Raw genomic sequence first — 11898 nt, forward strand, 5'->3', positions numbered from 1 at the left:
AGATGTTTCTGCCGGAACGTGTTTTTTCTGCAAGCTGGCTTGATACGCCGAAAACACCATGTCGTTTTTTGAGCTGTTCGTTCAGGCGCATCAACAGTTGACGTACGCCCTGATGAAGTTTTACGCCAATGCACTACAGGAAGCCGAGAAACGAATGCGTAATCTGGCCTTGATGGATGTCAAAGGGCAGGTGGCGGAGACGCTGCTCATGCTACAGCACAAATTTGGTTTGGACGTAACAGGATCGATCAACGTTGTATTGACGCGGCAGGCCATGGCTGCCTATGCGGGCACCACCTACGAAAGCTTTATTCGTACCCTCAACGAGCTGGTCGGGGCGGGCCTGATTAAGCAAGTTGATAAACGAGTGTCAATGCTGGACGTAAAGGCATTAGCCGCTCTGGGCAATGCTGTTCCTGACTGATCGTCCGTGATTAGAGTGTTTGTCCAGCGCGAAATCCATCACGCTCCTCGGTATAATGCTGTGAAAAGTGCCTAAACGGAACGTAGTAACACGACTCCACTAGAACCTCGCTCGAAAAAACAAACATCCAGCCGACGTAAGCCGTTATTGAGCCATCGTAGCCAATCCAGTCGGAATGAGCTACCGTAACCATCACATCAATTAATGCTACCATGAAAACGAAAACGCTTCTAGCGATTATGCTATGCGCAGGCTTAACGACCGGCGCGTTGGCGCAGGATGACCAAGCTACCCGGGCCGCTCGCAAAGAAAAAACCAGAGAAGACGTCAAGCGCGTTGGCGACAAAGTTGAGAACGGCGTAGCCGATGGTGCACACGCGGTAGGTACGGCTGGCCGAGCTACCGGAAAAGCAGTTGGCAAAGCCGGGAAAGCCACTGGTGAAGCTGTGTCCAGCGGGGCAAAAGCTACCGGACGGGCTGTCACCAAAGCGACTAAAGCCACCGGGCGGGCTATCAAGGGCGAAGCAAAAAAAATAGATAATTAGTAGGGCCTTTTCAGTTGCAGTAGGAAGGGCGATAGCCATGCATGGCTATCGCTTTTTTTGCTTTCGAACTCACTGGACGAAGGCCTAGGATGATTTATTTAACCACCTATCACTATGCATACACATTACTTTCACAGACTAGTTTTTGGTAGTATAGTCCTGCTATCTATTTTTTCCTGTGCTCGCAATCCTGTTACCGGGAAGCGCGAGATAAGCTTGATGTCGACCGAGCAGGAAATTGCCATCGGCAAGGAATCGCATCCCTCGGTTGTTGCCACGATGGGATTGTACGAAGACAAACGGCTACAGGCGTTCATGAACGAAAAAGGGAAAGCCATGGCTAAGGTATCGCACCGGCCTGATCTGCCGTACCAGTTCTACATTGTTGATTCGCCCATTGTCAATGCCTTCGCTGTTCCGGGAGGGTACGTTTACTTTACGCGCGGTATTTTGGCTCACTTCAACAACGAGGCCGAATTTGCTGGCGTGCTGGGTCACGAAATTGGTCATATTACGGCGAAGCACGCAGCACGCTCCCAGAAGAGTCAGCTGCTGAGTACAATCGCGCTGATTGGCGGAGCGGTAGTAGCTCCTCAGGTTGTCGGACAGAACATCGAAGCGCTCCAACAGGGGTTAGGTCTTTTATCCTTAAAATATAGTCGTGATCACGAATCGGAATCGGATAAACTCGGTGTGGAATATTCGAGCAAGATCGGTTATGATGCGAATCAGATGGCTGATTTTTTTGGAACACTTAAACGCCTGTCCGAAAAGTCAGGGGAAGCCATTCCGCAGTTTATGTCGACTCACCCCGACCCTGGTAATCGCTTCACACGCGTTCATGAACTGGCAAAAGACTATCAGACGAAAAATCCCGCTTCTTACCAGGTTAATCGTGACCGATACTTGCAGCTGGTCGACGGACTTATGTATGGTGAAGACCCAAAACAAGGTTTTGTTGAAAATGGCTATTTCTATCATCCTGAATTGCGTTTTCAATTCCCCGTACCCAATAACTGGCAGTCGCAGAACTCACCAAGCCAGTTTCAGATGGCCGCCAAAGACGGTAAATCTGCGATGATTCTGATGCTGGCAAAAGGAAACTCGCTGGACGAAGCAGCTCAGAATTTGGTGAAAGAATTAAGCCTGAATGTACTGGAAAGTGGCAAAACGACAATTAACGGTAATCCTGCCTACGTACTTATTTCGCGGCAACAACAACAGCAGCAGCAGGGCCAGCCACAACAGCAGCAGGATCCCAGAACTGCCCTTCAGATTGGAACCTGGTTGATCCAGTATAACAACGCTGTCTACGCGCTGCACGGACTAGCCGCAAACGCTGATTTCAATTCAAGCTACGGAACATTCAAGCAGGTGGCTGAAAATTTCCGCTCGCTCACCGACGCGGATAAACTCAATCGGAAAGCGGAACGGGTGCTGGTAAAGTCAACGCCCCGCGACGGCTCGTTTCGTGAAGTAGTGACCGCGCTGGGGATGCCCGCTAACCGGGTAGACGAGGCCGGGATCCTGAATGGCCTCAAAGCCGATGACCGCGTAACGAAGGGTACATTGGTCAAGATTATCAGTCGGTAAGACTATCGGCTGGCTCATAATATTATTCAATAGTCCTGCCATGCTGACGTAGAAAGCATCCTCCAGTGCTAAGTAAAAGGTATCGCCGAAGATGTTTCCTACGTCAGCATGACAAAAAAGTCAGCTGGTGTACGTAACTCGCTTCAGATCAGAAGAAAAGACGATCTGCTCCTTCACAACAAAACCTCATAGTCTTTTCCAGCGCGTAACTAACTCTATTACGAATTGAATAATAATGCCCCACGTCAGGGCATTTAGCAGTAAGCACAACACAATTTCCGATACGTAATTAGGCCTTAACAAGCTGGCCCACGGGTAGAGAATATGCCACACAACTCTCTCCCACAATGGCGGCTCGGCCGCTGAGGCAAATAAGAATGTGAGAGGGAAGAGGAAACCGAAAAACACGAGTAGGTAAAGGGCTGTATACAGCCCAATTCTGCCTGCGCGACGCTGCCAGATTTTATTAAGCATGGTTTTTTGTGAACGTCAACTAGAGTAAGCCCCGATTCCTGACTATCTCAAATTTTACGCACGTGTGTATGTCTTTCTCCATGAGGCCGGGGTACCTATCAATCAACGCTTGGTAGCTAACATCATTTGAGAGCTGCGCCAAAATGGTCGATACGTAAACTCCCACATAATTGATATAACTCGTGTCGTCAGCACGAATAACAATCCGGCTCTCCCGCACTTCTTGATCCATGGCTTCGTGCCAGCGTTTTTGCTCTGCAAGTAATTCGCGGACTTTACGTATCGACGACATACTCTTTTATTTTACCGGATAATCTACACGATAGTAAGCAAAGATAGTAAATAGTCCGTTTTCCTAAAATCGTAGAACGCCCAGTTATAACATCGCTTTACGTTGACGATAGGCCGACTATTTACGCTTTATCGTTTATAGCAGCACCCGTTTCAGCGCTTGCTCTTCGGCCTGCACGGAGCCGAGCAAACCTTTCTCATCCAGCCATAAAGCGTTGTAATACGTATTGAGATAGCGTAATCCCGAATCACAAATCAACGTAACGATTGAGCCTTTCTCGCCGTTTTGTTGCATTTCGTTGGCTAGCAGGAGGGAGCCGTAAAAGTTGGTTCCTGTTGATGGCCCCACAGGGCGGTTCAGCAAATCGGACAGGATGTTCATGGCGGCTATGCTTTGCGCATCCGGAATCTTCTCCATCCGGTCGATAATGCTCGGAATGAACGAGGGCTCTACCTGGGGGCGGCCAATCCCTTCAATTCGGGAAGCCAGTTCACTGCGCAAAGCGAAATCGTTGGTTTTCCAGCAGTCATAAAAGACCGAAAATTCGGGATCAACAACGCAAACCTGCGTAGCATGATGCATAAAGCGGACATATCGACTGATGGTGGCCGACGTACCTCCCGTGCCCGCGCTGCTGACAATCCAGGTTGGAATGGGGTAGGACTCTTTCTGCATCTGCCGGAAAATGGACTCGGCAATGTTATTGTTGCCCCGCCAGTCGGTCGCGCGTTCGGCGTAGGTAAACTGATCGATGTAATGACCGCCCGTTTGTTGCGCCACCTGTCGCGCAGCCGCGTAGACTTCGGAAGGATGATCGACGTAATAGCATTGGCCCCCGTAAAATTCAATGGCTTTGATCTTATCCTGGCTAGTCGTGCGGGGCATCACCGCGACGAACGGAATCCCGATTAGTTTGGCGAAATAGGCTTCGGACACGGCCGTAGACCCGCTGGAAGCTTCGACCACCGTTTTGCCTTTCTGAATCCAGCCGTTACACAGCGCGTATAGAAACAGCGACCGGGCGAGCCGATGCTTCAGACTACCCGATGGATGAGTCGACTCGTCTTTGAAATACAGATCGACGTACGGAAACGCGCGCAGTTGGAGGGGAACCAGATGCGTGTCGGCCGATCGTTGATAGTCCGCTTCGATTAACGTTAGGGCGTGGGAGGTCCAGTCTCTATCCTGCATTCGGGCTTGTTTACGTTGATTTTGGGCGCCAGACTGCCGTTTGGCGGTCACAAACGTAGCGGTTTCTCCAGAAAAAACGGTAACGGCCAGGCGAGGTTACAGCGCCAGATAGTTCCTGGCAGCATCATCCAGCACCAGTACCCAATCCTGCCCATAACCTTTTGACGGAGGAGAGAATTGCTTCGGCTGCTGATTGTCGAACGTACCGGCTGGCTGCGTTTTACCCGTTCGGGGGTCGAACCAGGTAGCTGTAACTGTTTTTCCCGAAATCTTGCCCGGATTGACCGTAAAAGGCTTTCCCACGGCGGAGTATACAAAGGCGTAATCAGTACCCCGCGTAGCCTGGATACGTTCGGCAGCAGTCAAGTTGTTTTCGACAATCAGCGACTGGTCAGGGACGCGGTCGAGTAGAGGACGCGCTGTCATTAGTTTCCGCACGTAAGCCATCTGACGAGCACCAGGAAATTCGAGGGCGTCGTACCAGTAGGTATGAGGATTGTTAACCGCCGGGCGTTTGGAACTGTACATCTGCCAGATGTCGTGGCAGCCATACGTATGCCCGTGGGCCCCGGCGAATAGATCCAGATACGCGTAAACCCGTACGTCATACGCATTAGAAATACCCAGATCTCCCGCGTTAAAGCAAACGGGATGGTCCTCGTAGATCGGCTCAGCGTCCATGGTGGGTTTGGTTGGCTGGCGGTTGTACGAAACACTGATGTAGTCGTACACGGGCGTAAAGCGACAGTGCCCGTTCTGGTGAATGTTGAAGTCGAACCAGCTATCGTTATGGAACCAGGTTGACGAGCCGCCAGCCATCCCGTTGGGTTGCGAATGGTACGACATCAGGGCCTTGTCGGCCCCGCCAACTCCTTCCTGAATGCCGTCAGCCATTGCCCGCCAGACCGCCAGATCCTGCGAACCATCGCGGGGGTTTCGGTCGCCACCCAGAATCCAGATGAGGTTCTCCCGGTTTTTGTAGCGGTTACCAACGTAACGACCATATTCGCGGGCGTTATCGGGCGTAAAAATTTCCGGCCCCTTTCCCCAGGTGCTCTTGAACAGTTTATCGCCCCAGGTTGGCAAAAAAGCAATGACGATACCGTACTGAGCCGCTTTGTCGATAACGAAATCGACGTGTTTGAAATAAGCTTTATTCGGTTTGGTCGGATCATTGTTCTGGAGCGGTACGTCGCCATAGGGGTTTGTCTCGTTCAGTCCGTCCATTTCCGCCAGCGCTACGGCCTGCACAACTGTAAAGCCCTGCTCGGCACGTTTTTTCAGATACCGGTCCGCTTCCTCTCGATTCAGTCGGTGAAACAATTCCCAGGCGGTGTCGCCCAGCCAGAAAAAAGGCGTACCATCCTGATGGACCAGATAGCGCTTGTTCGCCGAAACCTTCAGCCGACCATGGCTAAACGGAGATTGGGCCAGCAACTGGCTTTGGATCAGAATAAAGAGGAGAAAGACTATTTTTGTCATTGCATCCGACTACGTAGACGAACGGGGAAGAAGGAAATCGATAAAGTTTACTGGTTGGTTGGGTGCAGAAAATCGCCGATGAACTGGCCGAGAGCTGCTTTTGCCGGGGTTTTGAGCAATACAGTCTGAGGAATTTGAAAAGAAGCTTTTTTGCCCTCAAATTCTCAGCAGGAAACGTATTCCAAATGCGAGTAAAGTCTCCTTTGGAAGTTTTCAGGTAAAAAGAGGCTAACGGCTGGTAATGCAATCGTACCTATGCGAAACTCTCGTAAGAATAGAGCCGAAAAGAGGAGGTCGTCAGCGGGTGGTGCCAACTAACACGCTAAAGGGAAGTTATACAGGAAACGACAAACAAATGGAATACAGACAACTGGGTAATTCGGGTTTACAGGTGCCGGTCCTGAGTTTTGGAACGGCAACGTTTGGGGGCGGCTCCGATTTCTTCAAGGCCTGGGGAAGCACGCAGGTCGACGAGGCCAGCCGGATGGTGAGCCGCTGCCTGGATGCGGGCCTGACGCTCTTTGATACCGCTAACGTCTACTCGCAGGGCATGTCCGAAGAAATTCTGGGGCAGGCGCTGAGTGGCCGTCGGGACAACGCCTTGATTTCGACGAAAGCCACATTCAAGATGGGCGATGGTCCCAACGATTTTGGTTCGTCGCGCGGGCACCTGATCAAAGCCTGTGAGGATAGCCTGCGCCGGTTAAAAACTGACTACATCGACATCTATCACATGCACGGTTTCGACGCCCGGACGCCGGTTGACGAAACCCTCCGCGCGTTGGACGACCTGGTACAAAGCGGCAAAATACGTTACATTGGCTGCTCGAATTTTTCGGGCTGGCATCTGATGAAATCGTTGTCGGTAGCCGAACGGTACGGCTGGACAAAATACGTCGTGCACCAGGTTTATTACTCGCTGTTGAGCCGGGAGTTTGAATGGGAACTGATGCCACTGGGACTTGATCAGGGAGTCGGCACGATGGTGTGGAGTCCGTTGGCGGCTGGCCGTCTGGGTGGAAAATACCGTAGGGAGAACCCGATGCCCAGCGATAGCCGCATCGCCCAGGGCGGGGGAGAAGGACCGGCTATTCCGGAGGATTACTGGTACGGGATCATTGACGTGCTGGATGAACTGGCCGGTGAAACGGGTAAGACCGTAGCGCAGGTTGCTCTGAATTGGGTTCTGCAACGACCAACCGTTTGTAACGTAATTATCGGTGCCCGCAACGAGGAGCAACTGGAACAGAATCTGGGGGCTGTCGGCTGGAACCTCTCGACGGACCAGATCAAGCGATTGGATGCCGCCAGCGACCGGGAGCCGGTTTATCCGTACTGGCACCAGCGCAAATCACCCCAACTGAAATCTGCCCCCGATTTGTACAAGGTGTAATCGTTAGCAACGCGGGGAATTATCATTTTCTGATAGCGGTTGATTTGGTAAGCTGTCGTTGGTAACCCAATGACGAAGACAGTAGATTTTCCGTTTGACGGCCTGAATGAACGTAACGGTTGGTCGTATACACTAACACACATACGTATGTCGCTAAAATCGGAAGAAGAACTAATTGGAATGCAGCAGATCAGCCACGCTGTTGGCTCAACACTCAGGCTGATGCAGCAGTATGCCAAACCGGGCATGTCAACGCGTGAACTGGATCAGTACGGTCGGGGCCTACTCGAAGAATACGGTGCCCGATCAGCGCCCAAGCTCACGTATGGCTTTCCGGGCTGGACCTGCATCAGCGTAAATGATGAAGTTTGTCATGGCATTCCTTCAGCCAGACGGATTCTTCAGGAAGGCGATTTGGTTAACATTGACGTTTCTGCCGAACTGAATGGGTACTGGTCCGACAACGGCGGCTCGTTTATTTTAGGGAAAGACGTTCACCAGCAGGGGGGGCTGGTGGAGACGTCAAAGCGGATTTTGGCGAAAGCCATCAGCCATATTCGGGGCGGGGTACAGATAGCTGAAATTGGCCGCCTGATCGAGACCGAAGCCAAACGGTCCGGCTACCGGGTGATCAAGAATCTGGCTGGACATGGTATTGGACGTAGTCTGCACGAGGAGCCGCACGATATTCTGTGCTACTACGACCGGTCGAACAAAACTCGGTTCAAGAAAAACTCGGTGGTGGCAATTGAAACGTTCTTGTCGACCAAAGCTTCGTACGCTCACGAAAAAGGGGATGGGTGGACATTGATTGCTAAGGACAGCTTTGCGGTGCAGCATGAACACACGATCGTGGTCACCGACAACGAGCCAATCATTCTAACTGCGGCTAATCAGTTGTGGAATTAAGTGGGTATCACACTGAAATAGTTTGTTCTCAAAAAATAGACTATCTCAGTGTGATACGAGCTCTTCAGTTTGTTACGAATTCTGTGTTTACTGATTTATTACGCTGCAACGAGATGATGATTCGTATATGTGTTGATCATCGACACTAATTCTGAGCCGTCAATGAGTTTGAGGTAATGTTTATAAGCCTCAGTAGCGTATTTCTTTATTACGTCCGCAGAGAACTTAAGATTAGTGACCATTACACCTGTACTGGCTTTGAGATCATTTATTTTGAATAGAAATCTCTCTACTATATCAACGCCTATAGGTTTATTACTACTTGTTTTGCATTCAATTAGATGACGAGTCGGAATCACGCCATCTAGTGTGGCAACCATATCATAACCGCCATCTCTAGTCTTTTTTGTGGGCGTAACGTTATAGCCGAGGCCTACGAAAAGGCGTCTAACTATTCGCTCAAAGTCGTGGTGATGAGTGCTATAAATTTTCTTATTGTCCTTATGAATTTCTAGGATTAATTCATCAACATCGTCTTGACAATTCTGACTAGATAACTCATTCAACAGTATTACTGCCGTAACTCCTTTAGAATTTAATTTTAGAGGTTGCTTTTCATCTACTCGTAGATTGATTTGCTGCTCTTCTGTATCAATTCGAAATAGAAAATTCTCAAGAATTGGAATTAGTGGGTTCGTTGCTACGACGCCGTTTATATTCTGAAGGTTCTTGAGGAGGACCGAAGAAGAAACGATAAACTTCATGCAAGATGAGTTTGTGATACACTCAAATATAACAAAACGGCCCGGCAACTCAATCGAGTTGCTGGGCCGTTTTGTTACGTTGATAATCTATTAACTAGTCTAGTTCGATCTCGGCGTCCAGGTTGCTGAAAGCAATTTCACCAGCGCTGTTTAGCTCCATCAGGACGACTGAATCGCGCTTGACCTCGTTGGCCAGAATCGCTTTCGACAGGGCGTTGAGCACCCGGCGCTGCAAGACCCGTTTCAGTGGCCGAGCACCGAAGGCAGGATCGAACCCTTCTTCGCCGATTTTATCCAGTGCTTCGTCGGTAGCGTCGAGCTGGATACCGCTTTCGGCCAGTCGTTGCCGGATTTCGCGGAACTGAATGTCGACGATCTTGCGAATGTTGTCCTGCGTCAGCGGGTCAAACATAACAATCTCATCAATCCGGTTCAGGAATTCAGGACGAATCGTCTGCTTCAGCAGCTCCATTACGTCCCGTCTCGCTTCCTCCCGCACCAGTTCATGATTCCAGCCTTCGTCTTCGCTAAACTTAGCCTGGATCAGACTGCTACCAATGTTGGAGGTCATAATGATGATCGTATTCTTGAAGTTCGCAACGCGACCCTTGTTGTCCGTTAGGCGACCTTCGTCGAGTACCTGCAACAAGATGTTCCAGACATCCGGGTGCGCTTTTTCAATCTCGTCGAGCAGAACAACCGAATACGGTTTCCGACGTACAGCTTCGGTTAGCTGACCACCTTCGTCGTAACCAACGTATCCTGGAGGAGCACCAACCAGCCGGCTGACGGCGTGGCGTTCCTGGTATTCCGACATGTCGATCCGCACCATGGCGTTCTCGTCGTTGAACAGGTACTCGGCCAGCGTCCGGGCTACTTCGGTTTTACCGACCCCCGTTGTGCCAAGGAAAATAAACGAACCGATCGGGCGTTTAGGATCCTGCATACCGGCCCGGCTCCGGCGAACGGCGTCCGAAACGACTTCGATCGCTTCGGCCTGACCCGCTACGCGTTTGCCCAGCTCACCTTCCAGATTCAGCAGTTTGTCGCGCTCGCTCTGTAGCATCCGGTTTACCGGAATACCCGTCCACTTGGCTACGACCTCAGCAATATCCTCGGATGTAACTTCTTCCTGCATCATCCGGTCAGCGTGATCGGCATCCTGATCGCTTTCCGCTAGTTCAGCCAGGCGTTTTTCGGCTTCAGGAATCCGACCATATCGGATTTCGGCTACTTTACCGTAGTCGCCGGTCCGCTCGGCCTGCTCGGCTTCAAAACGTAACTGATCTAGTTGTTCTTTCAGCGTCCGGCTTTCGTTGACCGACAATTTTTCGGTTTCCCATTTTGCCTGCAAGCTGCTGCGTTGCTCGTTCAGATCGGCGATCTGCTTGTTGAGCAGTGTTTCTTTCTCCTTGTTGTCTTCCCGACGGATGGCTTCCCGCTCAATTTCCAACTGCATGATGCGTCGATTGAGCTCGTCCAGTTCCTCGGGGATCGAGTCCATTTCCAGCCGGAGTTTAGCCGCAGCCTCGTCCATCAGGTCAATAGCCTTGTCGGGTAGAAAACGATCGGTTATATACCGCGTGGATAACTCGACGGCAGCGATAACCGCGTCGTCTTTAATCCGTACGCCGTGGTGAAGTTCGTATTTCTCCTTGATACCACGCAGGATCGAAATAGCATCGGGCATATCCGGCTCATCGACAACAACGGCCTGGAAACGACGTTCGAGGGCTTTGTCCTTCTCGATATATTTCTGGTATTCCTTAAGTGTGGTGGCACCAATGGTGTGCAGTTCCCCCCGCGACAAGGCTGGCTTCAGCAGGTTGGCTGCATCCATAGCGCCCTCGCCACCGGCTCCGGCTCCGACCAGCGTATGAATCTCGTCAATGAACAGAATAATCTGTCCTTCGGAGTCGGTTACCTCTTTGATAACCGCTTTCAGACGTTCTTCGAACTCGCCTTTGTACTTGGCACCGGCAATCAGCAGACCCATGTCGAGCGAGACAATGGTCTTACTCTTCAGGTTCTCGGGTACGTCCCCCGACACGATCCGCTGGGCCAACCCTTCCACAATGGCCGTTTTACCAACACCGGGTTCCCCCAACAGGATAGGGTTATTTTTGGTACGACGGCTCAGAATCTGCAACACGCGCCGAATCTCTTCGTCACGACCAATAACGGGGTCAATCTTCCCACTGCGAGCGCGCTCGTTCAGGTTGATACTGTATCGATCCAGCGAGCGGTATTTTGCTTCGGCGTTCTGATCAGTTACGGAGTTACTACTTCCCCGTAGTTCTTTAATGGCTTGTTTCAGTGGCTTTTCGGTCATGCCTACGTCTTTCAGTAACGTGGCCGTGGCGTCCTTCCCGCTGGTAAGACCAAGCAACATCAGCTCAACGCTGACGTACTGGTCGTTAAATTCTTTCATGTACCCGCTGGCGCGTTGCAGCGCAGCGTTCAGGTCGTTGCCCAGGTAAATATTGGAGCCGTCATTGTTGCTGGTAGCCGCTTTGGGATAACCGGCTACAATCGCATCAAGGGCCATGGTCAGTTGACTGGGCTCGGCACCGACTTTTCGGGCGAGAAAACCAATGGTATTTGGATCTTCGTCCAGAATGGCTTTCAGAACGTGACCCGTTTCGATCAATTGCTGCTGATTGCCCTGGGCAATCTGAGCCGCCTTCTGGATCGTTTCCTGGGCTTTTATGGTGTAATTATTGAAGTTCATGGCTATGTAGGTCGACCGCTTGGCGCGGTAAGGATTTTAGTTGGTTACCTTTCTAGTAACAAATCACGTACCGTAGGGTTTTGCGGTCATTTTGGCTGAT

At 51.0% G+C, this 11898-nt stretch carries 11 protein-coding genes; 5 read left to right on the forward strand and 6 right to left on the reverse strand.

Features of this window, described 5'->3' with window-relative positions; translation table 11 throughout:
* Positions 1–58 precede the first annotated feature (58 nt).
* The gene (locus tag ACYVAD_RS16745) at positions 59–424 is read left to right on the forward strand and encodes a Crp/Fnr family transcriptional regulator (protein ID WP_461140657.1); all 366 of its coding nucleotides are present in this window, start codon (positions 59–61) and stop codon (positions 422–424) included.
* A gap of 10 nt (positions 425–434) precedes the next feature.
* Here ACYVAD_RS16745 and ACYVAD_RS16750 read toward each other — a convergent pair whose 3' ends face one another.
* A complete protein-coding gene (locus ACYVAD_RS16750; protein WP_461140658.1) occupies positions 435–638 on the reverse strand; it encodes a hypothetical protein in 204 nt (67 codons plus the stop codon).
* Here ACYVAD_RS16750 and ACYVAD_RS16755 point away from each other — a divergent pair.
* Both ACYVAD_RS16755 and ACYVAD_RS16760 read left to right on the forward strand, forming a co-directional pair.
* Positions 637–969, forward strand: a complete 333-nt coding sequence (locus tag ACYVAD_RS16755; protein WP_461140659.1) for a hypothetical protein — start codon at positions 637–639, stop codon at positions 967–969. The genes ACYVAD_RS16750 and ACYVAD_RS16755 overlap by 2 nt on opposite strands.
* 114 nt (positions 970–1083) lie before the next feature.
* Positions 1084–2562, forward strand: coding sequence for a M48 family metalloprotease (locus tag ACYVAD_RS16760; RefSeq protein ID WP_461140660.1), 1479 nt, complete (start codon positions 1084–1086; stop codon positions 2560–2562).
* A gap of 493 nt (positions 2563–3055) precedes the next feature.
* Here the strand turns inward: ACYVAD_RS16760 and ACYVAD_RS16765 are convergent, their stop codons facing one another.
* From ACYVAD_RS16765 to ACYVAD_RS16775, 3 genes are all read right to left on the reverse strand, one after another.
* On the reverse strand, positions 3056–3328 hold the full coding sequence (locus ACYVAD_RS16765) for a DUF433 domain-containing protein (RefSeq protein WP_461140661.1): 273 nt from the start codon (positions 3326–3328) through the stop codon (positions 3056–3058).
* 135 nt (positions 3329–3463) lie between these two features.
* On the reverse strand, positions 3464–4519 hold the full coding sequence (locus ACYVAD_RS16770) for a PLP-dependent cysteine synthase family protein (protein WP_461140662.1): 1056 nt from the start codon (positions 4517–4519) through the stop codon (positions 3464–3466).
* A 96-nt stretch (positions 4520–4615) separates the two neighbouring features.
* The gene (locus ACYVAD_RS16775; protein WP_461140663.1) at positions 4616–6001 is read right to left on the reverse strand and encodes a glycoside hydrolase family 140 protein; all 1386 of its coding nucleotides are present in this window, start codon (positions 5999–6001) and stop codon (positions 4616–4618) included.
* A gap of 355 nt (positions 6002–6356) precedes the next feature.
* Between ACYVAD_RS16775 and ACYVAD_RS16780 the strand changes: the two genes are divergently transcribed.
* Positions 6357–7394, forward strand: a complete 1038-nt coding sequence (locus ACYVAD_RS16780; protein ID WP_461140664.1) for an aldo/keto reductase — start codon at positions 6357–6359, stop codon at positions 7392–7394.
* 147 nt (positions 7395–7541) lie between these two features.
* Positions 7542–8303, forward strand: coding sequence for a type I methionyl aminopeptidase (gene map, locus ACYVAD_RS16785; RefSeq protein ID WP_461140778.1), 762 nt, complete (start codon positions 7542–7544; stop codon positions 8301–8303).
* 98 nt (positions 8304–8401) lie between these two features.
* On the opposite strand, the gene ACYVAD_RS16790 is transcribed toward map, so the two are convergent.
* Positions 8402–8869 (reverse strand): restriction endonuclease, encoded by a 468-nt coding sequence (locus tag ACYVAD_RS16790; RefSeq protein WP_461140779.1) that lies wholly within the window; start codon positions 8867–8869, stop codon positions 8402–8404.
* 292 nt (positions 8870–9161) lie between these two features.
* Entirely contained in the window at positions 9162–11798 is a 2637-nt protein-coding gene (clpB, locus tag ACYVAD_RS16795) for an ATP-dependent chaperone ClpB (RefSeq protein ID WP_461140665.1), read from the reverse strand.
* Positions 11799–11898 lie beyond the last annotated feature (100 nt).

The organism is Spirosoma pomorum (assembly GCF_054776615.1).